Origin of the sequence: Streptomyces sp. NPDC048257, from assembly GCF_043201855.1 — a bacterium.
Classification (GTDB): domain Bacteria; phylum Actinomycetota; class Actinomycetes; order Streptomycetales; family Streptomycetaceae; genus Streptomyces.
Map to the genome: position 1 here is coordinate 42404 of NZ_JBICZI010000010.1, position 24990 is coordinate 67393.

Genomic DNA, 24990 nt, shown 5'->3' on the forward strand with positions numbered 1-24990 from the left:
GGTGGGGGGTCAGCGTGCGTTGAAGTAGTTGGCTTCGGGGTGGTGGGTGACGATCGCGTCGGTGGACTGCTCGGGGTGGAGCTGGAACTCCTCGGAGAGGTGGACGCCGATGCGCTCGGGCTGCAGGAGGTCGGCGATCTTGGCTCGGTCCTCCAGGTCGGGGCAGGCGGGGTAGCCCAGGGAGTAGCGGCAGCCCTGGTATTCGGTGCGGAACATGCCGGCCATGGACTGCGGGTCGCTGCCGCCGATACCGAGGTCGGCGCGGACGCGGGCGTGCCAGTACTCGGCGAGGGCCTCGGCGAGCTGGACGGACAGGCCGTGGAGTTCCATGTACTCGCGGTAGGCGTCGGCGGCGAAGAGCCGTGCGGTCTCCTCGCCGATCCGGCTGCCGACGGTGACGACCTGGAGGGCGACGACGTCGGTCTCGCCGGAGTCCTCGGGGCGGAAGAAGTCGGCGAGGCACAGGCGGCGGCCGCGCTGCTGGCGGGGGAAGGTGAAGCGGGTGCGTTCCGAGCCGTTCTCGCCGAGGATGATGAGGTCGTCGCCCTTGGAGACGCAGGGGAAGTAGCCGTGTACGACGGCGGCTTCGAGGAGGCCGTCGGTGTGTAGTTTGTCCAGCCAGCCGCGTAGCCGGGGGCGGCCGTCGGTGGCGATGGTCTCGGTGTCCTTGAGGCCCCACTGGCCCTTGAAGAGGGCGGTTTCGTCGAGCCAGGAGGCGTAGTCCTTGAGCGGGACGCCCTTGACCACGCGGGTGCCCCAGAAGGGCGGGGTGGGGATGGGGTTGTCGGCGGCCACCTCGGAGCGGCCTGCGTCGACCGGTTCCGCGCTCTGGAGCAGGGGGGTGTCCCGTTTGGGCACGCGGCGCTGTTTGAGGGGCGGGAGCTGGGCTCCGGGAACGCCGCGTTTGACTCCCATGAGGGCGTCCATCAGGCGCAGGCCCTCGAAGGCGTCGCGGGCGTAGCGGACTTCGCCGTCGTAGATCTCGTGGAGGTCCTGCTCGACGTAGGCGCGGGTGAGGGCGGCGCCGCCGAGGATGACCGGGTAGTCGGCGGCCAGCTTGCGCTGGTTGAGCTCCTGCAGGTTCTCCTTCATGATCACGGTTGATTTCACGAGGAGGCCGGACATGCCGATGACGTCGGCCTTGTGTTCCTGGGCGGCTTCGAGGATCGCGGAGACGGGCTGTTTGATGCCGATGTTGACGACGTTGTAGCCGTTGTTGGTGAGGATGATGTCGACGAGGTTCTTGCCGATGTCGTGGACGTCGCCGCGGACGGTGGCCAGGACGATGGTGCCCTTTCCGTCGGCGTCGGTCTTCTCCATGTGGGGTTCGAGGTGGGCGACGGCGGTCTTCATGACCTCGGCGGACTGGAGGACGAAGGGGAGCTGCATCTGGCCGGAGCCGAAGAGTTCGCCGACGACCTTCATGCCCTCCAGGAGGGTGTCGTTGACGATGTCGAGGGCGGGGCGGGTCTGCAGGGCCTCGTCGAGGTCGCTCTCCAGGCCGTTCTTCTCGCCGTCGATGATGCGGCGCTGGAGGCGCTCGTCCAGCGGGAGGGCGAGGAGTTCCTCGGCGCGGCCGGCTTTGAGGGACTGGGTGTTGACGCCCTCGAAGAGGGCCATCAGCTTCTGCAGGGGATCGTAGCCCTCGGCGCGGCGGTCGTAGATGAGGTCGAGGGCGGTGGTGACCTGCTCGTCGTCGAAGCGGGCGATGGGCAGGATCTTGGAGGCGTGGACGATGGCGGAGTCCAGGCCGGCCTTGACGCACTCGTCGAGGAACACCGAGTTCAGCAGGACGCGGGCGGCCGGGTTCAGGCCGAAGGAGATGTTGGAGAGGCCGAGGGTGGTCTGGACGTCGGGGTGGCGGCGCTTGAGCTCGCGGATCGCCTCGATCGTGGCGATGCCGTCGCCCCGGGATTCCTCCTGGCCGGTGCAGATGGTGAAGGTCAGGGTGTCGATGAGGATGTCGGGCTCGCGGATCCCCCAGTTGGCGGTGAGGTCGCCGATGAGGCGTTCGGCGATGGCGACCTTGTGGGCGACGGTGCGGGCCTGGCCCTGCTCGTCGATGGTCAGCGCGATGAGCGCCGCGCCGTGTTCCCGGGCGAGTCGGGTGACCTGGGCGAAGCGGGACTCGGGGCCGTCGCCGTCCTCGTAGTTGACCGAGTTGATGACCGCCCGGCCGCCCAGCTTCTCCAGGCCGGCCCGGATGACGGGGACTTCGGTGGAGTCCAGGACGATGGGGAGGGTGGAGGCGGTGGCGAAGCGGCCGGCGAGTTCCTCCATGTCGGCGACGCCGTCGCGGCCGACGTAGTCCACGCACAGGTCGAGCATGTGCGCGCCTTCGCGGATCTGGTCGCGGGCCATCTCCACGCAGTCGTCCCAGCGGGCCTCGAGCATCGCCTCGCGGAACTTCTTGGAGCCGTTGGCGTTGGTGCGTTCCCCGATGGCCATGTAGGAGGTGTCCTGGCGGAAGGGGACGGTCTGGTAGAGGGAGGCGGCGCCGGGCTCGGGGTGCGGTTCGCGGGGGGTGGGGGTGAGGTCGCGGACGCGTTCGACGACCTGGCGCAGGTGCTCGGGGGTGGTGCCGCAGCAGCCGCCGACCAGGGAGAGGCCGTAGTCGCGGACGAAGGTCTCCTGGGCGTCGGCCAGTTCGGGGGCGCCCAGCGGGTAGTGGGCGCCGTCCTTGGTGAGGACGGGCAGGCCGGCGTTGGGCATGCAGGACAGCGGGATGCGGGCGTTGCGGGCGAGGTAGCGCAGGTGCTCGCTCATCTCGGCGGGGCCGGTGGCGCAGTTCAGGCCGATCATGTCGATGCCCAGGGGCTCCAGGGCGGTGAGTGCTGCGCCGATCTCGGAGCCGAGCAGCATCGTGCCGGTGGTTTCGACGGTGACGGAGCAGATCAGCGGGACCGTGAGGCCGAGGGCGTCCATGGCGCGGCGGGCGCCGATGATCGAGGACTTCGTCTGGAGGAGGTCCTGGGTGGTCTCGACGAGCAGTGCGTCGGCGCCGCCGGTCAGCAGGCCTTCGGCGTTGGTCTGGTAGGCGTCGCGGATCTGGCCGTAGGTGATGTGGCCGAGGGTGGGGAGTTTGGTGCCGGGGCCCATGGAGCCCAGGACCCAGCGCTGCTGCCCGGTCTTCGTGGTGTACTCGTCCGCGACTTCGCGGGCGATCCGGGCGCCGGCCTCGGACAGTTCGAAGTTGCGTTCGGCGATGTCGTATTCGGCGAGGGCGGCGTGGTTCGTGCCGAAGGTGTTCGTCTCGACGCAGTCCACGCCCACCGAGAAGTACGCCTCGTGCACCGAGCGGACGATGTCGGGGCGGGTGATGTTCAGGACCTCGTTGCAGCCTTCGAGCTGCTGGAAGTCCTCCATGGTGGGGTCCTGTGCCTGGAGCATCGTTCCCATGGCTCCGTCGGCGACGACCACTCGGGTCGCGAGGGCGTGGCGCAGTGCGGTGGCCCGCTCGTGCGCGTTCGGGGGGTGCGGCGTGTTCGTGGTCATGTCAGCTGCCCCAGCTTCGGTGCCAGCAGCCCGGCCGCCTGCTCCCCGTACACCGCGGCGACGGTGGCCAGGAGCCGCTCGGGCTGGATCTCGTAGGACTGCGAGCCCACGGCCGTCAGGACCAGTGCGGACATCGCGCAGCCGAGCTGGGCGGCGGTCTCCAGGGGCAGTCCCCAGCCGGCGGCGGCCAGGAACCCGGAGCGGAAGGCGTCTCCGACGCCGGTCGGGTCCGCGGCGTGGACGTCGGGGAGGGCGGGGACGGTGAGGGGCGGCCGGTCCTTGGCGTCGATACGGACGCCCTGGGCGCCGAGGGTGGTGATCCAGGTGCCGACGCGGTCGAGGACCTCTGCGTGGCTCCAGCCGGCGCGTTCGCGCAGCAGCGCGGACTCGTAGGCGTTGGTGAAGAGCCAGCGTGCTCCGGTGACGAGGTTGCGGACCTCGGCGCCGGTGAGGCGGGCGAGCTGCTGCGAGGGGTCGGCGGCGAAGGGGACGCCCAGTTCCCGGGCCTGTTCGGTGTGGCGGGCCATGGCGCCGGGGTCGTTCGGCGAGACGAGGATCAGGTCGAGGGGGGTGCGGGCGTGCAGGGCGTGCAGGTCGATGCGGGCGGATTCGGCCATCGCGCCCGCGTAGAAGGAGGCGATCTGGTTGGAGTCCTGGTCGGTCATGCACATGAAGCGGGCGGTCTGGTGCTCGCCGGAGACGTGGACCGCGCCGGTGTCGACGCCGTGTTCCTTGAGCCAGACCTCGTATTCGGCGAAGTCGGGGCCCACGGCGCCGGCGAGGAGGGGGGCGAGGCGCAGGCCGCCGAGGCCGTAGGCGATGTTGGCGGCCACTCCGCCGCGTCGTACTTCGAGGGTGTCGACGAGGAAGGACAGCGAGATGTGGTGGAGCTGGTCGGGGAGCAGCTGGTCGACGAACCGGCCCGGGAAGGCCATGAGGTGATCTGTGGCGATGGATCCGGTCACCGCGATACGCACGTGGACTCCTGTGAGCTGGTCTGTTGCCGGCGGGACGAAAGGGTGGGGGGCGGGGGTGCGGGGCGGGCGGGCGGCGGGCTGTCGGTGTGCGGCGCCGCCCGCCCGGGCCCGGGCCCGGGCCGGGGCCGGGGCCGGGGCCGGTGGTGCTCAGGCGCCGGCGGCGGCCTTCAGCTGGTCGGCGCGGTCGGTGCGCTCCCAGGTGAAGTCGGGGAGCTCGCGGCCGAAGTGGCCGTAGGCGGCGGTCTGGGCGTAGATCGGGCGCAGCAGGTCGAGGTCGCGGATGATGGCGGCCGGGCGGAGGTCGAAGACCTCGGCGATGGCGTCCTCGATCTTCGTGATGTCGGTCTTCTCGGTGCCGAAGGTCTCGACGAACAGGCCGACGGGCTCGGCCTTGCCGATGGCGTACGCGACCTGGACCTCGCAGCGTGAGGCGAGGCCGGCGGCGACCACGTTCTTGGCGACCCAGCGCATGGCGTAGGCGGCGGAGCGGTCGACCTTGGAGGGGTCCTTGCCGGAGAAGGCGCCGCCGCCGTGTCGGGCCATGCCGCCGTAGGTGTCGATGATGATCTTGCGGCCGGTGAGGCCGGCGTCGCCCATGGGGCCGCCGATCTCGAAGCGGCCGGTCGGGTTCACCAGGAGGCGGTAGCCCGCTGTTTCCAGCTTGATGCCGTCGTCGGCCAGTTGGGCCAGGACGTGTTCGACGACGTGTGCCTTGATGTCGGGGGTCAGCAGGGCCTCGAGGTCGATGTCGGCGGCGTGCTGGGAGGAGACGACGACGGTGTCCAGGCGGACGGCCTTGTCGCCGTCGTACTCGATGGTGACCTGGGTTTTGCCGTCGGGGCGCAGGTAGGGGAGGGTGCCGTTCTTGCGGACCTCGGAGAGGCGGCGGGAGAGCCGGTGGGCGAGGTGGATGGGCAGCGGCATCAGTTCGGGGGTCTCGTCGGTGGCGTATCCGAACATCAGGCCCTGGTCGCCGGCGCCCTGCTGGTCGAGTCCGTCACCCTCCTCGCCTGCGGCGGCGCCCTCGACTCGGCTCTCGTAGGCGGTGTCGACGCCCTGGGCGATGTCCGGGGACTGGGCGCCGATGGAGACGGACACGCCGCAGGAGGCGCCGTCGAAGCCCTTGACGGAGGAGTCGTAGCCGATCTCCAGGATCTTCTCGCGCACGAGCTGCGCTATCGGCGCGTACGCCTGCGTCGTCACCTCGCCCGCGATGTGTACCAGACCGGTGGTGATCAGTGTCTCGACGGCGACGCGCGAGGCGGGGTCCTGGGCGAGCAGCGCGTCGAGGATCGTGTCGCTGATCTGGTCGGCGATCTTGTCGGGGTGTCCCTCGGTCACGGACTCCGAGGTGAACAGACGACGGGACATGTCACTCCTGGTGGTGTGGGACGGGGTGTCGGGTCGGGCGGGGAGGGGTGGTCAGGGCCGGGCGGTGGTGGTGGCCGCCGAGGCCGTCTGGAGGGCCTGGGCGAGGGCCCGGACGGGGCCGGGGTCGCCTTCGGTGGTGAGGGTGCCGCCGATCGCGACGCGGGGCGGGTGCCAGCCGTGGGAGGCGATGCGTTCGGCGACCGCGCAGGCGAGGGAGCCGGCGCCGGAGAATCCGCCCAGCAGCAGTGGTTCGCCGCGGGCGAGGGCGGGGCGGAGCGCGGCCAGTACGGTGCGGGCGTCGGCGGGCGGCGGGACGGTGGCGAGGGCCTGCGGGCCAAGGTAGGCGGCGGCGAGCGCGTCGTAGCAGCCCGGTGGTGCGTCGGGCGGCGGGACCAGGCAGATGGTGCCGGCGCCGGTACGGGCGGCCGCGCGCAGGATCCGCAGGGTGCGGGCGGTGGATGCGGGCCGGGCGATGCGGGGTACGGGGCCGGCGTCGAGGAGGGCCAGGGCGTCGGCGACGGTGCTGGTTTCGCCGGTGGCGGCGGGCAGTTCACGCAGCAGCAGGGCGGTCTGGGCGAGTGTCTCGGCGGCGTCGGTGTCGGCGACGCGGGCCCGGTCGTACACGCAGGTCAGGACGAGGCCGCCGGCGGTGTCGTGGTGTGCGGTGACGGCGAACGGGAGCGCGGTGTGTGCTGCGATGGTTTCGGCGGCGCCGGCCCGTACGCCCTCGGCGGCGAGTTCGGTGGGCAGGGGGTCGCCGGCGGGCCCGGTGGGGGTGTTCGCTTCGAAGGCGATGAGCGAGTCGGGGACCGCCGGGGCGCCCGGATCGCGGCCGGGGTCGGTGGTGGCGGACGGGGACCACTGTGCCGCCTGGCCGGGGGCGACCCATTCGTAGGAGGCCGCTTCCAGGGCCTGGCCGGCCAGTGTGGTCAGCAGGTGGGTCAGCGGGGCGGCCGGGTCGATGCGGACGTGCAGCGGGAGGGCGCTGCGCAGCGGGCCGGGGAGGCGTTCGGCGCCCGGCAGGGGGATGCCGCGGCCCGAGACGGCTGCCGCGAAGGTGACGGCGGGGGCGGCGGGGGTGGCGCGGTGGAGCTGGAGGGCCCAGGCGGTGTGCAGGGCGGTGCTTTCCGTCGCGCCCCGCTCCGCCGCCCAGTTGCGCAGGCGCAGTGCCTGGTGGGGGGTGAGGTGCTGGTGGGTGCGGCCGTGGCCGCGCCGGTGCGGGCTGCTGTTTTGCGGCCGGTGTGAGGTGCGGCCGGGCAGGCCGGCGGCGCCTGCCGGGGGCCCGCCTCGGGCCCAGAACGCGCGGGCGGGTGCGGGGTCCTGGCGGGCCAGCCAGTGCAGGTGGTCGCGGATGTCGGGCCGTCGACCGCTGCCGAGGGGGCGTCCGTCGGCGAGGTAGGTGCGGTGCAGGGTGCGCTGGAGCAGTCGTGCGCTCCATCCGTCGAGGAGTGCCTGGTGGTAGGTCAGCAGCACTCTGGATACCCGGCCGGGCTCGTGCAGCAGGGCGATGCGCAGTGCTGTGCCGGGCCGGTACAGGTCGAAGTCCCGTGTGCGCTCGTTCAGCAGGAGGGTGTGCCAGTCGGTGCTGTCCGGGGTGTGCCGTTCCAGTTGGGGGGCGGCGTGCGGGTGTACGGCCAGCAGGGGTCCGGCGCCGGGGGTGGCGGGTCGGGCCAGGGCGGTGCGCAGGACGGCCTCGCTGTCGTAGAGCGTCTGCCAGGCGGCGGCGAACCGGCGGGGGTCCAGCGGTCCGTACCAGCGCCAGTGGAGTTGCTCGACGTGCAGTGCGGCGCCCGGGTGGGTCATCGCGTCGAGCAGTACGTCGCGTTGCAGGGGGGTGGTGGGTGGTGGTGTGTGCGGTTGCCGGGCGGCGCATCCGGGCGGTCGGGTGGGTGCGGGGGGTGGGGTGCCGTGCGGTGTCCGGGGGGTGTGCGGCTCCTCCCCCGCCGTCGCGGCCCCGGTGAGCAGGTCGGACAGCCGTCCGGCGGGGAACGGCGGCGGGGGCAGGGTGAGCGTGTGGTGGTGGGCGGTGTGCCGGTGCAGCGTCGGGGTGCACGGGGGCAGCGACGCGAGGGCGGCGGTGAGTGCGGCGGGGGTGAGCCTGCCGTGGAGGTCGAGGGAGGTCGGAGGGCCGGGTGTGAGGACCACGGTCATGGCCACGGTGGCGGCCATCGGCTTCCCTCCTCTTCCCTTTCGGTTTCGGACACATGAGGACTCGTGGGGGACACGGCCGGACATGGTCTGTTGTCGAGGATTCTTCCGCCCGGTCCTCGGCCCGTCCTTGAGCGCGCATCGAGCGGGGGGATCCCCCGCGGGCCCTATCGGATGCGGAAGTTGGCCATCATTCCCATCGCCGAGTGGTCCAGCAGGTGGCAGTGGTAGACGTAGGTCCCCTTGTAGGTGTCGAAGGTGGCGTGCAGTTTCACCGTCTCGCCGGGGAAGAGGCGGACGGTGTCCTTCAGTCCGGCTTCGGCCGGTCCCACCGGGGCGCCGTTTCGCTCCAGGACCCGGAACTGGACCAGGTGCATGTGGAAGTTGTGGGGGACGAGTTTGTTGGCGTTGGTGACGGTCCAGATCTCCGAGGTGCCGTGCGTGATGGTCTGGTCGATGCGCTGGTGGTCCCAGACCTGGCCGTCCATGAGCCCCCGCGGCTCCTGGCGGCCGTCCTCGTCCATGCTGAGGACGATGGTGCGCTGCACGGTGGCCGTGCGCAGGGCCGGCAGGGTGCGCAGGACGTCGGGTATCCGGCTGGGGTCGGGGGCGGTACGCACGACGTCGAAGCGCAGTACCTTGCCCACCTGGTCCGGGGTTCCCGGGCCGAGGGTGTTCTCCAGGACGATCTTCGTGCCGGTGGGGTAGCGGGAGAAGTCGATGACCACGTCGGCGCGTTCGGCCGGGGAGAGTCCGACGGTGTCCGTGGTGAAGGGGCGTTCCAGCAGTCCGCCGTCCGAGCCGATCTGGATCATCTGGCCGCCGTCGGAGAGGCGGAGCTGGAAGAAGCGCATGTTGGAGGAGTTGAGCAGCCGGATGCGGTATTTGCGGGCGGCCACCTCGAAGTAGGGGGTGGGGCGGCCGTTGGCGAGGATGGTGGTCCGGCCGAAGACGTCGTCCATGACGTAGACCAGTTGTCCGCTCTCGTCGAAGCGGGCGTCGCGCAGGGCGATGGGGACCTCGTACTGGCCGGCCGGCAGGGGCAGGGACCGCTCGTGGTCGTCGGAGAGCAGGTAGGTGGCGGCCAGGCCGCGGTAGACGTGCTCGGACTCCATGTGGTGTGCGTGGTCGTGGAACCAGAGGCCGGCGCCGGGCTGCTGGTTGGGGTAGCTGTAGGTGCGTGAGGTGCCGGGCCCGAAGGTGTCCATGGGGCCGCCGTCGTTCTCCGGGGTGACGCTGGCGCCGTGCAGGTGGACCGAGACGGGCATGGTGAGGGTGTTGCGGTGCCGGACGACCACTTTGCGTCCGGTGCGGGCCCGCAGGACGGGGCCCGGGAAGTGGCCGTCGTAGGTGAGGACCTTGGTCCGTACGCCGGGGATGATCTCGCGGGCGGCTTCCTTGATGGTGACGGCGTAGGTGTCCTGGCCGGCCGGCCCGGATATCGGCGAGAGCACCGGTGCCGTCGGCATGCGCACGGTGAAGGGCGGCGGGACGGTGACCGGCTTGGTCCCGGCGGTGGCGGTGGCCTGCGCGGACCCGGCGCCGAGCAGCGGGGTCAGCCCGCCGGCGGTGAGCAGGCCGGCGCCGGTCGCGGCGACGGCTCCGCCGAGCACTCTGCGTCTGGTGACCATGGAATGTCCTCCTGGGAAGGGTGGGGTGCGCGGGCCGGTCGCGCTGCGGGCAGCCGGGCGAGCGGGACTGCTCGCGCAGGTGGCGCGCCGCGAGTGCACCAGATACGCCTTGCGCGCTGCTCGAGCCCGGATGGTGTGCGGGGGTCCGGCGTTGCGCGGGCCTTGCGGGGCCTGGGCAAGGCTCGCCGTACGTACGTATGACCGCGTACGCGCGACGCGTGCCGCCGATCGGGGCGGCCGCTGGGGGGAGGCACCCGTGGACCTGCACGACCTGCACGACTTACGCGACTGGCTGCCGCGTGCGCTGGGGGTGGCGGAGCGGTGGGGCGGGCAGTTCGGCCCGTACGAGAGTCACGACGCGCACCGGGTCGGCCCGGAGGCGTTCACCGAGGCCTTCGAGCGTCTCGCCAAGCGGATGGACCACAACTATCCGTTCTTCCACCCGCGTTACGCCGGACAAATGGTCAAGCCGCCGCATCCGGCGGCCGTCACCGGCTACCTCACCGCGATGCTGTTCAACCCCAACAACCACGCCGCCGAGGGCGGGCCCGCGACCACCGAGATGGAAGTTGAGGCGGTTGCCGCGCTGGCGGGCATGTTCGGGTTCGACGCGCACGTCGGGCACCTGACCACCAGCGGCACGATGGCCAACCTGGAGGCCCTGTACGTGGCCCGGCAGGTGCACCCGGACCGCGGAGTCGCCTACAGCAGTGAGTGTCACTACACGCATGAGCGGATGTGCCACGTCCTGGGCATGGAGGGGCACCGCATCCCGGCCGACGGGCACGGGCGCATCGACCTCGGTGCGCTGGAGGGTGCGCTGCGCAGCGGGCGGATCGGCACCGTCGTCGTCACCACCGGCACGACCGGGCTGGGGGCGGTCGATCCGGTGCACGAGGTGCTGCCGCTGGCGCGCCGGTACGGAGCGCGGGTGCACGTCGATGCGGCGTACGGCGGCTTCTACGCGATCTTGGGGCGGGCGGGGACGGGTGGTGTCGATCCTGCGCCCTGGGAGGCGATCGCCGGGTGCGACTCGGTGGTCGTGGACCCGCACAAGCAGGGGCTGCAGCCGTACGGGTGCGGGGCGGTGCTCTTCCCCGATCCGCGCACCGGGCGGCACTTCGCGCACGACTCCCCGTACACGTATTTCACCGACGCCGACCTGCATCTGGGTGAGATCAGCCTGGAGTGCTCGCGGGCGGGGGCGGCGGCGGCCGCCCTGTGGCTGACCCTGCAGCTGCTGCCGCTGACCCCGGACGGTTTCGGGCGGATCCTGGCCGCGAACCGGCGGGCCGCGCTGCGCTGGGCGGACCTGCTGGACGGCTGCGAGGAGCTGGAGCTGTACCAGCGTCCGGACCTCGACATCGTGACGTACTTCCCGGCGACCGCCGACGGCTGCCTGTCCTCGATCGACGCGGCGTCGGAGCGGCTGCTGCGGGCGGGCATGACGGCGGAGGCGGACCCGGTGTTCCTGAGCGTGCTGCGCGCGGACGCGGACGCGTTCGTGCGGCGTCACCCGCGCGTGGTGCGCGACGCGCAGACGGCGCGGGTGATCCGCAGCGTGTTGATCAAGCCGGAGTCCGAGCACTACCTGCCGATGCTGCACGCCCGGGTGGCCGAGCTCGCGGCCCACGCCCGGGCGACGCCCTGACCCCGACGACTCCGACCCCCCTGCCCTCCGACCCTCTTGCCGTCTTGCCGTCTTGCCGTCTTGCCGTCTTGCCGTCTTGCCCGTTGTCCCGTGTCCCCTGTCCGTCCCGTCACCCGACCGGAAGGCCCTGCCTTGTCCGCCCTGCCTGTGAACCGGCTGAAACCGCCGGCCGTCGCCGACCTGTCCGACCTCCTCGCCACCTCCTTCCAGGAGGATGCGCTGACCCGCTGGATGATCCCCGGCGCGCGGCTGCGTGCCGAGCTGCTGCCCGGCTTCTTCCGGGTGTTCGTGGAACTGTCCGCCGCCTACGACGGGGTGCTCACCAGCCCGGACGGCGACGCGGTGCTGCTCTTCCTGCCACCCGGCGCCGAGCCGGACGACACGGCCCTGGACGCGGCGTTCGCCGCCGTCCTGGGCGTGCACACGGACGCGATGCGGACCATCGCGGGCCTTCAGGAGCAGGCACATCCCCGCGGGGCCGCGCACTACTACGTCTCCTTCGGGGCGGTCCGTCCCGGCCGGCAGCACAGCGGCCTGATGTCCGGGCTGCTGGGCGAGGTGGTCGCCCGCGCGGACGCCGAGGGCGTCGCCTGCTACGTGGAGGCCAGCTCCCCCGGCGGGCAGGCCGCGAGCCGGCGCGCCGGCTTCGAGGTGCTGGGCCCGGACATCGCCCTGCCCGAGGGCGGGCCCGTACTGCGACCCATGTGGAGGGACCCCCGATGAGGGGCGACGATCTGATCCAGTCGTGGACCGCCGGCGAGATAGCCCGCGGCGAAGCACCGGCGGAGCACCTCGGCCCGCTGCTCCAAGTCCTGATGTGGAGCAGGGAGTTCCTGGTCTCCAGCCATCCCGAGCTGGGCCGCACCGGCCCGGTGTGCCCGTACACCCAGCCCTCGCTGCGCAAGGAGCTGTTCCACCTGGCCGTGCCGTCCGCGGCCTGTGAGGACCTGGCGTCGGCGGTCGACTCGCTGCGCACCCGCCACGCGGTGCTGTCGCGGCCGCTGGCGCCGGAGGACCGTGAACTGCTGACCATCCTGCTGGTCCTGCCGGGGTTCGACCCGACGGACTCGGTGGAGCTGGACGAGCTCCAGCGCAAGGCGAAGGACGAGTTCGTGGCGGAGGGGCTGATGATCGGTCAGTTCCATCCGGTGTGCGAGGAGCCGGGCCTGTACAACGAGGCGTTCCGGCCGCTGCGTGCGCCGCTGCCGCTGCTGGCGGTCCGCAAGCTGCTGGTGTTCGACCTTCCGTTCCTGGTGGGCGACGACGCCCACATGGACCACTACCTCCAGCGTTTCGCCCCGGCGCTTCCGTCCCGGATCCGCGACCAGCTGGTGAGCCGCGTGGTGGCTGCCTGACGCACGGACGACGACGGCGGGCCCGGGGGTGTGCGTACCCCCGGGCCCGCCGTCGTCGCGGTGGTGGGCCGGCCCGCGGCGACGAACGGCCGCCCGGTGGTGCGTGGGCGGCCGGCACGGCTCGCGTGTCCGACATCCGCAGAGGGTGGATGCGGCGGGCATCGAGGCGGTGGTGCGGGGTGACGCGGCGCTGCTGGAGGACGATCCGGCCGGGTTCCTCGGCTCGCTGACCGCCGCACCGGTGCGGGTGCGCTCCGGTGCGGCGGCATCGGCGTACGAGGCCGCGTTGCGGCGTTGCCTGTACGAGCCGGTCGCGGACGCCGTCGGGTCCAAGGTGGGGCAGGAGGCCCTGCCGCCGGCTGCCGGGGCGCCGGGCAGCGGCGGGCCCCCCGCTGCGTCCTTCGATGGTGTTCTGGGCCTACCGCAATTACCGGGGCTTTCCCGACGAGGCGGCCGCGATGCCTCGTCGGCGGATCTGGCGGCGGTTCGCCGTGCGGCGGTGGCGGTACGGGTCCTGCTGAAGGCGGCGGTCGCGCTCGACGACATCCAGGACGGCAGCGGCGTCCGCTACGGGGAGGCCGCGCTGCACGTCACCCATGGGATTCCGCTCGCCCTCAATGCCGGCTCCTGGCTGATCACGGCCGCTCTGGAGCATGCGGGCGATCCCACGGTCGTGGCCGGCCTGGTGCGGGCGGTCGGCCACGGTCTGGCGGGCCGCGGGCTGGGCAACCGGGTCTTCCTGGAGCTCCGAGGACGGTGTGCCCGCCGAGTCGGCCGGCCGGGGGCTGAAACGATTCGTCCTGGGCGTCCGAGGCTGCAGGAGACGTTGCCGGGGCTCGCGGCGCAAGCGGTCGAGCTGAAGCGTGCGGCGAAGGACGCGGTGCACGGTGTGTGCCGCTCCGAGCGCGGTGCGGCGTACTTCGACGTGACGATCGAACGCAAGGGGCACCTGATCGACGGTCGGTACCGGAGGGTTGGGCAGCGGAGCGGCGCGTGCGTGCCGGGTGACGCGAGCCCGGCCTGATCGGCACGACGCCCCTAGGGGGTGCGCAGGCAGTCTTCCAGGAAGGTCAGGACCCGCAGGTGGTAGGCGGGGGCGGTGTGGCCGAGGCTGATGTTGTGGCCGGCGGCGGGGAGGTGGTCGACCGTGACGGTGGGGGCGGCGGTCAGGCGGGAGGTCATGGCCGACAGGGTGGGGGCGTCCAGGTGCCACCAGGCCTCGTGCTGCGCGAAGGTGAGGCGGACGGGGATGCGGATGTGCGGGGCCAGGGCTTCGTACTGGCCGGGCCAGCGCAGGGTTTCCGCCGATTCGCGTGGTGGGGTTGCGGCCAGCAGGGTGCGGCTGGCCTGGAAGGTGCCGCGCGGGTAGAGGTTCAGGGGGCCCCAGTTGAGTTTGGTGGCGCCGCCGCCCAGGGTGGACGGGAAGTGCAGGGCCTCGGGGTTGTAGTGGTAGCCGACGCCGGAGGCGTCCAGGCCCAGCAGGGGGGCGCCGCCGTCCGCGGCTGCCGTGTGGAGGGCGACCTTGCCGCCGTCGGAGTGGCCCAGCAGGAAGACGCCCGCGCCGATGTCGTGGGCGGCGCAGTGTTCCTTGAGGGCCGCGTGGAGGGTTTCCGCCTGGCCGGCCAGGGTCTGGCCCTCGGGCAGCTGGTCCGCGGAGTCCCCGTATCCGGGGCGGTCGACGGCCAGGACGGCGTGGCCCAGGCTGGTGGCCAGGGGGACGAAGGAGTTCCAGTAGGCGGCGCGCATGCCGCGGCCGTGGATCGCCAGGATCGTGGAGCGGGGCGGCGCCTGGTCCGGCGGCAGGGCCAGGAGTGCCGAGAGGGTGATGCCCGCCGCGTTCAGCGTGTACGGGCGGATGCCGCCCGGGAGGGTCCTCGTCATCGCAGGGCCAGTTCCTTCCGGGCGCCTTCCATCGCGTCCACCCAGGTCGCGGGTGAGCCGGTGCGCAGCAGTGAGGTGCCCACCAGGAGGCCGCCGTAGCCGGCGTCCAGGAGTGCGGCGGCGGTCTGCGGGCCGTCGATGCCGCTGGCGCTGACCGGGCAGGCGGTGCCTGCGGCGCGGACGGCGGGCAGCAGGTCCAGGGAGCGGCCCAGGTCGCCGGCGCCGCGCTCGCGCGTTCTGATGTCCTTGTTGTTGACCGCGATGACGCAGTCCTCGGGGTGGTGGACGGATTCGAGTTCGGCCTCCTTGGTGATCTCTACGAAGGGGGTGAGGCCGGTGAGGAGGGCCTCGGTGACCAGGGTCCGCATGCTGGAGGCGGGAAGCAGTGCGGCGGTGAGCAGGACGGCGGACGCCCCGAGTTCCCTGGCCGTGCGGATCTGGTCCTTGCGGGTGATGAAGTCCTTTTGGAGGAGCGGGAGTCCGGTCAGGGCGGCCACGTCGCGCAGCAGGGCCGGGGAGCCGCCGAACCAGCGGCCGGTGACGACCGAGATGCAGGGGGCGCCCGCGCTCTCGTAGGCTTCGACGATCGCGGCCGGGGTGCGGCCGCCCAGCATGTCGTAGCCGTGGGCGTCGCGTCGTTTCACCTCCATCACCACGGGGGTCGGGGAGGCCTGGAGGGCCTCGAGAAAAGGGAAGCCGGTCCGGTTCTGCTTCGTCATCGCGACAGCTCCAGCTGGGGGTGGTCGGGGCGGGGGGCGGGGTGGGGGCCGGTGCGCCAGGCGCGGGCCAGGGCGGCGATCTGCGGGACGCCGAAGCTGCCGGTGGACCGGTCGCGGGCGGCGGTGTCCACGTCGATGCCGCGGAAGCCGGGGTGGCGTACGACGTCCTCGTACGCCGTCCGGTTGGCCGGGGTCAGGCCGCCGGCCAGCAGGAAGGGGCGGGTCAGCCGGGGCAGCAGGGCTGTCGCCCGGTCGGGGTGGAGGGCGGCGCCGGTGCTGCCGATGCGGCCGTCTCCGGTGGCGGTGTCGAGGAGGAAGAGGTCGGTGCCGGCCCGTTCGTACGCGCCGATCAGCGGGCGCTCGACGCAGCTGCCGCTTTCCTGGACGTGGAGGACCTTGACGATGCCGACCTCTGCGGGCAGGGCCTCGCGCAGGGCCCGTACGAGGGCGGGTGGCTGGTAGGCGTGGAGCTGGACCCAGCCGGCGCCGGTGTGCCGCACGATGGCGGCCAGTTCACCGGCGTCGGCCAGGAAGGTGACCAGGACCGGCAGGAGGCCGGCCGAACGGGCCGCCGCCGCGAGGGCGGCGAGCCCGTTCAGGTCCAGTTCCGAGGGGCCGCCGGGTACGCCGTGCCAGAGGCCGACGCAGTCCGCCCCGGCGGCCGCCGCCGCCTCGATGTCGTGCGGGGCGGTGGCCCCGCAGACCTTCAGCAGCGTCCGGGACAGCGGGCGGGTGGTGCTCACTTGCCCAGTCCCAGCATCGAGGCGATGCGGTTGTACTGGATCTCGTTGGTGCCGGAGTAGATCGTGCCGCCGATGGCGTTGCGCACGTCCTGCTCCAGGCCCAGCTCGGCCATGTAGCCGTGGCCGCCGAAGATCTGGACGGCGGTGAGGCTGGTGGCCAGGTTGCTCTCGCTGGTGACGAGTTTGGAGATGGCGAGGTCGGTGGTGATGTTCTCGCCGGCCTCCAGTTTCTCGCCCGTGTCGTAGAGCCACTTGCGGGCGGTCTCCAGCTGGATCTTCGTGTCGACGATCTTGTTGGCGATCGTCTGGTACGAACCGATCGCCTTTCCGAACGACTTGCGCGTCTTGGCGTATTCGACGCACCGCTCCAGCCGGTGCTGCATCTCCCCCACGTTGACGATGAAGGAGAAGAGGATCTCCCGCTTCATCACGTGGTCCAGGACCAGGAACCCGCCTCCGACCCGGCCGAGTACCGCGCTGCGGGGTACGCGTACGTCGTCGAAGAACAGCTCGCTGAGCGGCGAGGTGCGCAGGCCCATCTTCTTGATGGGCTTGCCGGCGGTCAGTCCGGGGGTGTCGCGGTCCACCAGGAACGCGGTGGTTCCGAGCGGGCCGCCGCTCGGGTGGGTGCGGGCGTAGACCACGATCACGTCGGCGATGGGGCCGTTGCTGACGAAGACCTTGCTGCCGTTGATGACGAAGTCGTCGCCGTCCCGTACGGCCCTGGTGGTCATGGCCATGGCGTCGGAGCCGCCTTCGGCCTCGGTGATGGCGTGGGCGCCGATCGCTTCGCCCGAGCAGATCCCGGGCAGGTAGCGCTCCTTCTGCTCGACGGTGCCGAACTGCTGGAGGGGGATTCCGGTGGAGCAGATGGAGGTGGTGATGCAGAAGCTGAGGCCGGCGTCGCGGTTGTACTCGCCGAGGCCCTCGAGTACGTACATGGTGGTCAGGAGGGACTGTCCGAGGCCTCCGTGGTCCTCGTCGAAGGGCAGTCCCAGGATTCCGGTCTTCTGGACGAGCTTCCACTTGTCCTCCGAGAAGGCGGACTGCTCGTCGAGTTCGATGTGGTCTGCGCTGAGTGCGTCTCCCCACCTCTCCAGGCCTTCGCGCAGGTCTGCCTGGTCGGTGTTCCAACGGATCACGACGGACCCCTTTTTGTTTCGGTGATGGTGCGGATGAGTGGTGCGCCGGGTGCGGGCGGCCTGTCAGTAGGCGGAGGAGCTGTGGGCGTCGAGGCTGTGGACCTCGTCGCCGCGCAGGGCGGGCGAGAAGACGCAGACCAGGCGCAGGTCCTCGTGGGGGCTGGCCACGAGGTAGTGGGCGTCGTGCTGGTCGAGTGCGTACATCCGGCCCGGGACTATCTCGTGCGAGGTGCCGTCGAGTTCGATGACCTCGCCGGAGCCCTCGATGCAGTAGCAGGCCTCGAGGTGGTTGACGTACTCCAGGCGGGACTTGGTGCCGGCCAGGACGGTGGTGTCGGTAAGTGAGTAGCCCAGGCCGTCCTCGGCCAGGAGGAAGCGGCGGCTGAGGCCGTTGCCCCACTCGACGGTCTTCACGGACTCGATGTCGCGAACGATCATGGCTTTCTCCCGGTGTGAGGGTGGTGCTCGGATGGTGCGGATGAGGGGTGGAGCTCTCTTTCCTGCCGGTCAGGCGGTGTGGTGCGGTGCGGTGGGCAGGACCGAGCGGACGAAGGGGCGGAAGGCTGCGGTGACGTCGGTGCCGGTGTCCTGGGCGTGCTCGATGGCGGCCACGGCGGCGGAGCCGATGATCGCGGCGTCGGCGCCGGCGGCTCCGACGGCTTCCACGTCCTGTCGTGTGCTGACCCCGAAGCCGACGGCGATCGGGGACGTGGTGTGCGCCCGGAGTGCGGTGACCGTCCGGGCCAGCGCGGCGTGGCCGGCGGCGGGTGCGGTTCCGCTGCGTCCGTAGTGGGCGACGAGGTAGAGGTAGGCGGAGGCCTGTGCGGCGGCCTGGGCCTGGGTGGGGGGCGGGCTCTTGGTGTAGCAGGTGGTGACGAGGGGGAGGCCGGCGGCGGCGGCCGACTCCAGGTGGGTCTCGCGCAGCCGTGGGGGGAGCGCGTGGATCAGGAGGCCGTCGGCGCCGGACGCGGCGATCTCGCGGGTGGCGGCGGGCAGGTCCCGGTGTTTGAGGGAGTGGCTCCAGTCGGCGAGCAGGGCGATCCGCAGGTGTGCCAGGTGCGGTCGTACGTCGGCGATGAAGGCGAGTACGTCGTCCAGGGCGACGCCGCGGTCCAGGGCCCGGCGGGCGGAGCGGCGGATGACGGGGCCGTCGGTGACCGAGTCGGGGAACGGGACGGCCAGTTCGAGGCAGTCGACGCCTTCCTCGTCGAGCATCAGGACCAGGTCGCGCAGGACGGGCAGGGGCGGGTCGCCGGCGTTGAGGAAGAGGGCGAGTCCGGGCGGTCCGCCGGGGGTGCGGCGGGTGAAGAAGGGGGCGGGTGCGGGGGTGGGCGTGATGGTCGGGGCGGGGGCCGTCCCCGCCGTCACGGTCGCCGTGGTGGGGCTAGGCACCGGTCACCGCCAGGGTGCGGGGGGCGGGGGCGGCGGCCAGGCGCTGCGCCAGGTCGTGGGCGGCGCCGGAGCTGATCGCCTCCTGGGCGAGGGAGACGGCCGAGAGCCAGTCCCGGCGGGTGCCGGAGGCCACGACGAGGGCGGCGGCGCCCAGGCAGACCGTGCGGGTGGCGACGCGGCCGGCCGTGCCGCAGAGGACGGACAGGAAGTGTGCGACGGCTGCGGCCGGGTCGGTGGCCGGCCGCAGGTCTGCGAAGGAGCCGTCGCCGGGGGTGAGTTCGCCGGGCCGGATGATCCGGGTCAGGCCGTTCCCCCCGTGGAGGGTGTTGGTGGCGAAGGGCAGCAGCTCGTCCGCGCCGGTGTCGTTCGAGGTGAGCCAGATCCGGCGGGTGGTGGTGGTCGCGGCGAGTTGGCTCAGGGTGTCCAGGGGGGCTGCCGCGGAGACTCCGGTGACCTGGGCGGTCACCGGCAGGTCGGCGAGGAAGGGGCCCAGGGCGTTCAGGAAGCGGCCGAAGGGTTTCAGGCTGTACGGGGCCACGGTGCGGGCGAGGCGGGTCAGTTGTGCCGGGTAGACGAAGGGTCCGGCGAAGGCGATGCCGTGGGCGGCGAGGGTGTCCTCGGTCTGGGCGTAGGAGGAGGTGAGACGGACGCCGAGGCGTTCCAGCAGGTCGACGGAGCCGAGCGAGCTGGTGTAGGCGCGGGAGCCCGTTTTGACGACCTTGACCCCGGCTGCCGCGGCGACGAACGCCGAGGCGGTGGAGATGTTGAAGGTCTTGGGCCCGCCGCCGGTGCCGACGACGTTCACGGTGCCTTCCCAGGAGGTGGTCACCGTCGTCGCCGGCCGGCGCTCGGCGAGCGAGTCCAGGAGGTGGCGCAGGGTCTGGTGGTCCGGGAGCCGGCTGGTCAGGGAGGCCAGCAGGGCGACGGCCTCGGCCTTGTCGAGGCCGCCGTCTGCGAGCTGGTCCCACCAGGACCGCCAGGTCTCGCGGCCGACCGGGGCTCGCTGTTCCAGCAGGCCGGTGAGTGCGTCGTGCACGGTCGGTCTCCGTCTCGTCTGCGTTCGGGTGGGGTGGTGGGTGGGGCGGGTCAGGCGGCCGCGGTGCGGCGGGAGTCGGTGATGAAGGTGTCGATCGCCTCGACGCTGCGGAAGTTGTTGGGGTCCAGGTCGGCGTCGCCGATGGCGAGCTCGAAGCGGTCCTCGACCCAGGCGATGAGCTTGAGGACGCCCAGGCTGTCGATGACCCCGTCGTTGAGGAGGTCGTGGTCGGCGGCGAGTTCGCCGGCGGTGGTGCCGGGGAGGAACTCGGTGATGACGAAGTTCTTGATGGTGTCGAGGTTGCTCATGACGGGATTCCTTCGGCGAGAGGTGTGGCGGCGGGTGCGGTGGTCGAAGCGGTGGTGGGGTGGGGCTGGTCGAGTCGGTCGAGTGCCTTGCGGTCGACTTTTCCGGTGGCCGTCTTGGGCAGCGGCTCGTCGGTGACGGTGAGCTGGTGCGGGACGGCGGCCCTGGGCAGGTGGCGGGCGCAGTGGGTGCGCAGTTGCAGGCCGGTCAGGGTGGAGCCGGGGGTGCGGTGGACGGCGGCGACCAGTCGTTTGCCGGCGATCGGGTCGGGGAGGGCGGCGACGCCGGCCTCCAGGACTGCGGGGTGTTCTTGCAGGACCCGTTCGATCTCGGCGGTGTTGACGGCGACGCCGCGCACCTTGACCTGGAAGTCGGTGCGTCCGCTCAGGTGCAGGGTGCCGGTGGCGTCGCGGCGGACGAGGTCGCCGGTGCGGAACCAGTGGCGGTCGTCGAGGCCGAGGGGGTGGCCGGTGAACTTGTCGGTGTGGCGGGTGCGGTCGAGGTAGCCGCGGGTCTGGAAGGGGGTGGAGACGAAGAGTTCTCCGCTGCCGGGCCCGTCCACGGGGGTGAGGGTGGCGGGGTCGATGATCAGGGCGCGGACGCCCGGCAGGGGGCGGCCGATGGGTACGGGCGTGAGGGGGGTGGCGGTGGCCGCGGTGGGCCGGACCTCGTGGATGAAGCTGTCGTTGGTCTCCGTGCAGCCGTAGATGTTGTGGATGCGGGCGTGGGGGAAGAGCTGGGGCAGGGCGGCGAGGGTGCGCTCGGCGATGGCGTCGCCGGTGAACATGACGTGTTCGACGCCGGGGAAGGTGTCGCCGGTCTTGGCGGCCGCGTCCTGGAGGAGTCCGAAGGCCATCGGGACGGCCTGGACGATGTCGACGTGGTGGTGCAGGACCAGGTCGCGCAGGTGGCGGCCGTGGGCGGCCAGGGCCGGGTCGACGAGGACGACGCGGCCGCCGCGGGCGAGGGTGGTCCACACGTCGAGGAGGCACAGGTCGAAGTTGAGGGGGGCGTAGTTCAGGACGGTGCGGCCGGGTCCGATGCCGAAGGCGTTGCCGGCCCAGCGGGTGAACCGGTCGACGGCGTCCAGGCCCAGCGGGACGATCTTGGGGAGGGCGGTGGATCCGGAGGTGGTGAGCATGAAGGCCACCTCGGCGGCCTCGGCGGCCGGCAGCGGGCGGGCGGTGACCTCGGGGTTGGGGGTGACGCGGGCGCTCTCGCCGCCGGGGGCCAGCACCCGGGCGCAGCCCGCCTGGGCGAAGAGGTCGGCGAGGAGGGTGTCGGCGAGGGCCGGGGACGGGAGGAGCAGCGGCCGGCGGGCCAGCAGGCAGGCCAGGACGAGGGCCACCGCGGCGGGTGACTTGTCGGCGAGGACGCCGACGGGCTCCCCGGGGGCGAGGTCCAGGAGGGCGAGGCGGTCGCGTTCGCGGCCGGCGAGTTCGTACAGCTCGCGGTAGGTGGTCTCCTGTCCGTTGAACAGGAGCGCGGTGGCGTGGGGGCGGTCGCGGACCTGGGTCAGGAACCCTCCGAGGAGGCCGAGTTCGACGGTGGGGGCAGGGCGGTCCTCGGCGCCGGTGGGGGCGGCCGCGCGGGGTGCGGTCATCGTGGGCCTCCTTGCGCGGGGTCGGCGAACTCGATCCAGCCGGACTTCACGGCGGCGCCCTTGGGTGTCTTGCAGGTGAAGCGGACGACGTGGGCGTCGGCGTCGGGCTGGAGGGTGATCTCCAGCGGGATGCCGGGGGGTACGGGGGCCGAGAAGCGGCAGCCCAGGCCCCGGATGCGGGCGGAGTCGCCGGCCGCGAAGCGGTCGGTGGCCTCCTCGACGGCGAGGGCGACCACGCTCATGCCGTGGGCGATGACGGTGTCGAAGCCGGCGCCGCGGGCGGCGTCCTCGTCGAGGTGGATGGGGTTCAGGTCGCCGGAGGCGTGGGCGTAGGTGGTGATCCAGTCGGTGGTCAGCGCGTGTACGGCGGTCTGTGGTTCGCCGGCGCCCAGGGGGGTGGGGGCGGCGGGGCCGGCGGTGATGTCGCCGAACGGCTCCAGCTGGGTCGCGCCGACCAGCAGGGCGGAGATGACCAGTTCGGCGAAGGGGTCGGGGCCGTCCTCGCCGGTCAGGCGGACCCGTAGGGCGATGCGGGCGCCGCGGGGTTCCTTGCGGATGCCGAGGACGTCCAGGGTCACGCTCACCTGTTCGCCGGGGCGGACCGGGCGAAGGGTGCGGATGTCCTGGCCGAGGTGGACCACGGAGACGGGGCCCGGTTCGGCCTCGGTCAGGGCGGCGACGGTCTGTTCGGCCACGGTGTGGGCGAGGACGAAGGTGTGGACGGGTGAGGCCTGGCCGGGGCGGGCGGTGGGCAGGCCGCGGCGGGCGGCGCCGCGGTAGTCGGTGATCTGGGGCTCGGTGACGGTGAGGGTGCGGACCGGGGAGGGCAGCGAGAGGGTCGTCATACCGGCGTCACCACCACGGAGGAGTTGTGGCCGCCGAATCCGAAGGAGTTCGTGATCGCGGGTCCGGGGCGCACGGTGCGGGGTGCGCCGTGCACGACGTCGATGTCCATTCCTGGCTCCAGCTGTTCGTGGTTGGCGGTGGGCGGCACCTCGCAGTGGCGCATGGCCTGCACGGTGGCGATGAGTTCGACGGCGCCGGCGGCGCCGATGAGGTGGCCGATGACCGACTTGGGTGCGGTGACGGGCGGCCCTGCGGTGCCGAACACCTTGGTGAGGGCGGCTGCCTCGGAGCGGTCGTTGTAGGGGGTGGAGGTGCCGTGCGCGTTGACGTGCACGATGTCGGTGGGGTCGAGGCCGGCGTCGGCGATGGCTGCGGCCATGGCGGCCGCGGCGCCCGCGCCGTCGGGCAGCGGCATCGCGAGGTGGTGGGCGTCGGCGGTGGCGGCGTACCCGGCGACGATGCCGTAGGTGTGCGCCCCGCGCGCTTTCGCGTCCTCGAGCCGTTCCAGGACGACGAATCCGGCTCCCTCGCCCATGACGAACCCGTCGCGGTCCTTGTCGAAGGGGCGGGAGGCGTGCTCGGGGTCGTCGTTGCGGAAGGAGACCGCGCTGAGGTTGCCGAAGCCGGCCAGGGTGACCGGGGTGAGGGTGTGTTCGGTGCCGCCGGCGATGACGAGGTCGGCGCGGTGGGTCTGCAGGAGCATCAGGGCGTGGCCGATGGCGTCGGCGCCGCTGGCGCAGGTGTTGGCGACGGTCAGGGCGGGTCCGGTCCAGCCGAGCCGGATGGCGATCTGGGCGGCGGCCGCGTTGGGCATCGTCATCAGCGGCATGAGGGGGTTGACCCGGGCGGGTCCGCCTTCGGTGAAGTGGGCGGATTCCAGGTCGCTGGTGGCGCGGCCGCCGACGGCGTTGCCGACGACGATGGCGGTGCGGCCGGCTTCGGCGGTGGGCGATCCCGCGTCGCGGTGGGCGGCGAGGGCCGCGGCCGTGCCGTAGTGGGCGAAGGGGTCCATCCGGCGGGCTTCCTTGGCCGGGACGAGCCCGGTGAGGGAGTCGAGGCCGCGGACGCGGCAGCCGATGCGTACGCGGTGGCGGCTGAGGTCGATGTGGGTGAGCTCGGCGGCGGTGGACCGGCCGGCCCGCAGCGTGTGCCACAGCTCGTCCGGGGTGCACCCGCCGGGGGTGACCACGCCCATGCCGGTGATGGCTACGGGGGGCTGTGCCGTGCTGCCCCTGGACGGTCCAGGCATGTCTGCTCCCTGAGGCGGACTGAGAGGGATGGGAGGAAAGGGGGGGGGTGCCGTGCGGGCGGTCAGATGATGTGGCACTCGCGGGCGGAGGTGATGAGGGCCTCGGCGGCGAAGTCGATGTCGGCGGTGGTGTGGGCGGCGGTGACGGCGATGCGCAGCCGGGCCAGGTCGTTGGGGACGGCCGGGGTGACCACCGGGAGGCCGATCGCGCCGTTCTTGCGGTAGGCGGTCGCGAGGTCGTAGGCGGACTCGTCGGAGCCGGCGATGACCGGGACGACGGCGGTCTCGCTGTCGACGGTGCTGATGCCGGCCTGGTTGAGGAGGGTGCGGAAGCGTGCGGATTCGTGCTGGATGAACTGGACCCGCTGGGGTTCGCGCTGCATGATCCGCAGGGATTCCAGGGCGGCGCCGGTCTGTGCTCCGCCGAGGGCGGCGGAGAAGAGGAAGGGGCGGGCCGCGTAGCGCAGGTGGTGGACGAGTTCGGCGGAGCCGGCGACCCAGCCGCCCATGGAGGGGATGGCCTTGGAGAGGGTGCCGAGCTTGATGTCGACCTTGGCCTCGTAGTGGAAGTGCTCCTCGATGCCCTTGCCGGTGGCGCCGATGACGCCGAGGGCGTGGGCCTCGTCGACCATCAGGAGTGCGTTGTGGGCGTCGCAGACCTTGCGCAGGTCGACCAGGGGGGCGATGTCGCCGTCCATGGAGTAGACGCTGTCGACGATGACCAGGCGGACGCCGGTGTCGGGGGCGGCGGCCAGGCGGCGCTCCAGGTGGGTGACGTCGTTGTGGCGGAAGCGGGTGACGGTGGCGCCGGAGAGCTTGCAGCCGTCGACGATGCTGGCGTGGTCGTACTTGTCGATGAAGACGGTGTCGCCGGGGCCGACGATGGCGCCGACGGTGCCGACGTTGGCGGCGTAGCCGGAGCCGAAGACCAGGGCCCGCTCGCGGCCGGCGACCTTGGCGACCTCGGCCTCCAGTTCCTCGTGGAGGGGGGTGGTGCCGGCCAGGGCGCGGACGCCGTGGTTGCCGGTGCCGTAGCGGTCGACGGCGGCCTTGGCGGCGGAGACGACCCGCTCGTCGCCGGCGAGTCCGAGGTAGGAGTAGCCGGACATCATCAGCAGGCGGCGGCCGTCCTGGTCCGCGTACGCGGAGTCCCGCTCGGCCGTGTAGGCCACGAAGCTGTTCTTGCGGTTGGGCTCGTACTCCAGGGAGCGGACCCGGTCGCGGAAGTAGGCCAGCTTCGGCTCGAGGCGGTCCCAGGCAGCGGATGCGTTCACGTGCTTCTCCTCGTCGCGATCGTCCGGCGGACCCGGAACTCCATCGACGCCCTGCCGTTTCTCCGGCCGGGCTCTAGTGGAATTCCATTAGGGCTCTTGGGGCGCAATAGCAGCGCAAGAGCGGGACCACAGCGGGACTACAGCGGTGCTCGAAAGGTGAAAGCGAATGTC

21 protein-coding genes are annotated in these 24990 nt (G+C 72.3%); 4 read left to right on the plus strand and 17 right to left on the minus strand.

Annotated elements, in window-relative coordinates; translation table 11 throughout:
* Window positions 1-9: 9 nt before the first annotated feature.
* The 5 genes from metH to ACGFZK_RS20815 all read right to left on the minus strand — a co-directional run bounded on the left by metH (window position 10) and on the right by ACGFZK_RS20815 (window position 9622).
* On the minus strand, window positions 10-3495 hold the full coding sequence (metH, locus tag ACGFZK_RS20795) for a methionine synthase (protein ID WP_393850352.1): 3486 nt from the start codon (window positions 3493-3495) through the stop codon (window positions 10-12).
* Window positions 3492-4472 (minus strand): carbohydrate kinase family protein, encoded by a 981-nt coding sequence (locus tag ACGFZK_RS20800; RefSeq protein ID WP_393850353.1) that lies wholly within the window; start codon window positions 4470-4472, stop codon window positions 3492-3494. Before ACGFZK_RS20800 ends, metH begins: the two co-directional genes overlap by 4 nt.
* A gap of 147 nt (window positions 4473-4619) precedes the next feature.
* Entirely contained in the window at window positions 4620-5843 is a 1224-nt protein-coding gene (gene metK, locus ACGFZK_RS20805; RefSeq protein ID WP_393850354.1) for a methionine adenosyltransferase, read from the minus strand.
* Between the two features lie 51 nt (window positions 5844-5894).
* Entirely contained in the window at window positions 5895-8012 is a 2118-nt protein-coding gene (locus tag ACGFZK_RS20810; RefSeq protein ID WP_393850355.1) for a condensation domain-containing protein, read from the minus strand.
* 146 nt (window positions 8013-8158) lie between these two features.
* The gene (locus ACGFZK_RS20815) at window positions 8159-9622 is read right to left on the minus strand and encodes a multicopper oxidase family protein (protein WP_393850356.1); all 1464 of its coding nucleotides are present in this window, start codon (window positions 9620-9622) and stop codon (window positions 8159-8161) included.
* Between the two features lie 256 nt (window positions 9623-9878).
* Between ACGFZK_RS20815 and ACGFZK_RS20820 the strand changes: the two genes are divergently transcribed.
* The 4 genes from ACGFZK_RS20820 to ACGFZK_RS20835 all read left to right on the plus strand — a co-directional run bounded on the left by ACGFZK_RS20820 (window position 9879) and on the right by ACGFZK_RS20835 (window position 13652).
* Window positions 9879-11273, plus strand: a complete 1395-nt coding sequence (locus tag ACGFZK_RS20820) for a pyridoxal phosphate-dependent decarboxylase family protein (protein ID WP_393850357.1) — start codon at window positions 9879-9881, stop codon at window positions 11271-11273.
* Window positions 11274-11405: 132 nt separating this feature from the next.
* Window positions 11406-11996 carry a hypothetical protein gene (locus ACGFZK_RS20825; protein ID WP_393850358.1) on the plus strand — a complete coding sequence of 197 codons (591 nt, stop codon included), beginning with the start codon at window positions 11406-11408 and terminating at the stop codon, window positions 11994-11996.
* The gene (locus tag ACGFZK_RS20830; RefSeq protein WP_393850359.1) at window positions 11993-12628 is read left to right on the plus strand and encodes a DUF6875 domain-containing protein; all 636 of its coding nucleotides are present in this window, start codon (window positions 11993-11995) and stop codon (window positions 12626-12628) included. The genes ACGFZK_RS20825 and ACGFZK_RS20830 overlap by 4 nt, the downstream gene beginning before the upstream one ends.
* A 145-nt stretch (window positions 12629-12773) precedes the next feature.
* Window positions 12774-13652 carry a hypothetical protein gene (locus ACGFZK_RS20835; RefSeq protein WP_393850360.1) on the plus strand — a complete coding sequence of 293 codons (879 nt, stop codon included), beginning with the start codon at window positions 12774-12776 and terminating at the stop codon, window positions 13650-13652.
* Between the two features lie 14 nt (window positions 13653-13666).
* Here ACGFZK_RS20835 and ACGFZK_RS20840 read toward each other — a convergent pair whose 3' ends face one another.
* The 12 genes from ACGFZK_RS20840 to ACGFZK_RS20895 form a co-directional block, all read right to left on the minus strand.
* Window positions 13667-14509 (minus strand): alpha/beta hydrolase, encoded by an 843-nt coding sequence (locus ACGFZK_RS20840; protein ID WP_393850361.1) that lies wholly within the window; start codon window positions 14507-14509, stop codon window positions 13667-13669.
* On the minus strand, window positions 14506-15228 hold the full coding sequence (locus ACGFZK_RS20845; RefSeq protein ID WP_393850362.1) for an indole-3-glycerol-phosphate synthase: 723 nt from the start codon (window positions 15226-15228) through the stop codon (window positions 14506-14508). Before ACGFZK_RS20845 ends, ACGFZK_RS20840 begins: the two co-directional genes overlap by 4 nt.
* Window positions 15225-15971 carry an N-(5'-phosphoribosyl)anthranilate isomerase gene (locus ACGFZK_RS20850; protein ID WP_393850363.1) on the minus strand — a complete coding sequence of 249 codons (747 nt, stop codon included), beginning with the start codon at window positions 15969-15971 and terminating at the stop codon, window positions 15225-15227. The genes ACGFZK_RS20845 and ACGFZK_RS20850 overlap by 4 nt, the downstream gene beginning before the upstream one ends.
* Window positions 15968-17113 carry an acyl-CoA dehydrogenase family protein gene (locus ACGFZK_RS20855; protein ID WP_393850364.1) on the minus strand — a complete coding sequence of 382 codons (1146 nt, stop codon included), beginning with the start codon at window positions 17111-17113 and terminating at the stop codon, window positions 15968-15970. The genes ACGFZK_RS20850 and ACGFZK_RS20855 overlap by 4 nt, the downstream gene beginning before the upstream one ends.
* A 63-nt stretch (window positions 17114-17176) precedes the next feature.
* Window positions 17177-17551 carry an ectoine synthase gene (locus ACGFZK_RS20860; RefSeq protein ID WP_030390275.1) on the minus strand — a complete coding sequence of 125 codons (375 nt, stop codon included), beginning with the start codon at window positions 17549-17551 and terminating at the stop codon, window positions 17177-17179.
* Between the two features lie 69 nt (window positions 17552-17620).
* Window positions 17621-18481, minus strand: a complete 861-nt coding sequence (gene trpA, locus ACGFZK_RS20865; RefSeq protein WP_393850365.1) for a tryptophan synthase subunit alpha — start codon at window positions 18479-18481, stop codon at window positions 17621-17623.
* A gap of 16 nt (window positions 18482-18497) precedes the next feature.
* Window positions 18498-19541: a hypothetical protein gene (locus ACGFZK_RS20870; RefSeq protein ID WP_393850366.1), complete on the minus strand. Its 1044-nt coding sequence runs from the start codon at window positions 19539-19541 to the stop codon at window positions 18498-18500.
* Window positions 19542-19591: 50 nt separating this feature from the next.
* Entirely contained in the window at window positions 19592-19849 is a 258-nt protein-coding gene (locus ACGFZK_RS20875) for a phosphopantetheine-binding protein (protein ID WP_393850367.1), read from the minus strand.
* Window positions 19846-21450, minus strand: a complete 1605-nt coding sequence (locus tag ACGFZK_RS20880) for an AMP-binding protein (RefSeq protein WP_393850368.1) — start codon at window positions 21448-21450, stop codon at window positions 19846-19848. Before ACGFZK_RS20880 ends, ACGFZK_RS20875 begins: the two co-directional genes overlap by 4 nt.
* Complete coding sequence (locus tag ACGFZK_RS20885; protein WP_393850369.1) at window positions 21447-22295, minus strand: MaoC/PaaZ C-terminal domain-containing protein; 849 nt, start codon at window positions 22293-22295, stop codon at window positions 21447-21449. The genes ACGFZK_RS20880 and ACGFZK_RS20885 overlap by 4 nt, the downstream gene beginning before the upstream one ends.
* Window positions 22292-23545, minus strand: coding sequence for a beta-ketoacyl-[acyl-carrier-protein] synthase family protein (locus ACGFZK_RS20890; RefSeq protein ID WP_393850370.1), 1254 nt, complete (start codon window positions 23543-23545; stop codon window positions 22292-22294). Before ACGFZK_RS20890 ends, ACGFZK_RS20885 begins: the two co-directional genes overlap by 4 nt.
* 62 nt (window positions 23546-23607) lie before the next feature.
* Entirely contained in the window at window positions 23608-24819 is a 1212-nt protein-coding gene (locus ACGFZK_RS20895; RefSeq protein ID WP_393850371.1) for an aminotransferase class I/II-fold pyridoxal phosphate-dependent enzyme, read from the minus strand.
* Window positions 24820-24990 lie beyond the last annotated feature (171 nt).

What these genes read in the sequence shown, in the direction of transcription:
- ACGFZK_RS20845 (WP_393850362.1), bottom strand. Translation starts at nt 15,228, where the DNA reads ATGACGAAGCAGAACCGGACCGGCTTCCCTTTTCTCGAGGCCCTCCAG.
- ACGFZK_RS20830 (WP_393850359.1), top strand. Translation starts at nt 11,993, where the DNA reads ATGAGGGGCGACGATCTGATCCAGTCGTGGACCGCCGGCGAGATAGCC.
- ACGFZK_RS20840 (WP_393850361.1), bottom strand. Translation starts at nt 14,509, where the DNA reads ATGACGAGGACCCTCCCGGGCGGCATCCGCCCGTACACGCTGAACGCG.
- ACGFZK_RS20860 (WP_030390275.1), bottom strand. Translation starts at nt 17,551, where the DNA reads ATGATCGTTCGCGACATCGAGTCCGTGAAGACCGTCGAGTGGGGCAAC.
- ACGFZK_RS20890 (WP_393850370.1), bottom strand. Translation starts at nt 23,545, where the DNA reads ATGCCTGGACCGTCCAGGGGCAGCACGGCACAGCCCCCCGTAGCCATC.
- ACGFZK_RS20810 (WP_393850355.1), bottom strand. Translation starts at nt 8,012, where the DNA reads ATGGCCGCCACCGTGGCCATGACCGTGGTCCTCACACCCGGCCCTCCG.
- ACGFZK_RS20875 (WP_393850367.1), bottom strand. Translation starts at nt 19,849, where the DNA reads ATGAGCAACCTCGACACCATCAAGAACTTCGTCATCACCGAGTTCCTC.
- ACGFZK_RS20880 (WP_393850368.1), bottom strand. Translation starts at nt 21,450, where the DNA reads ATGACCGCACCCCGCGCGGCCGCCCCCACCGGCGCCGAGGACCGCCCT.
- metK (WP_393850354.1), bottom strand. Translation starts at nt 5,843, where the DNA reads ATGTCCCGTCGTCTGTTCACCTCGGAGTCCGTGACCGAGGGACACCCC.
- metH (WP_393850352.1), bottom strand. Translation starts at nt 3,495, where the DNA reads ATGACCACGAACACGCCGCACCCCCCGAACGCGCACGAGCGGGCCACC.
- ACGFZK_RS20815 (WP_393850356.1), bottom strand. Translation starts at nt 9,622, where the DNA reads ATGGTCACCAGACGCAGAGTGCTCGGCGGAGCCGTCGCCGCGACCGGC.
- ACGFZK_RS20885 (WP_393850369.1), bottom strand. Translation starts at nt 22,295, where the DNA reads ATGACGACCCTCTCGCTGCCCTCCCCGGTCCGCACCCTCACCGTCACC.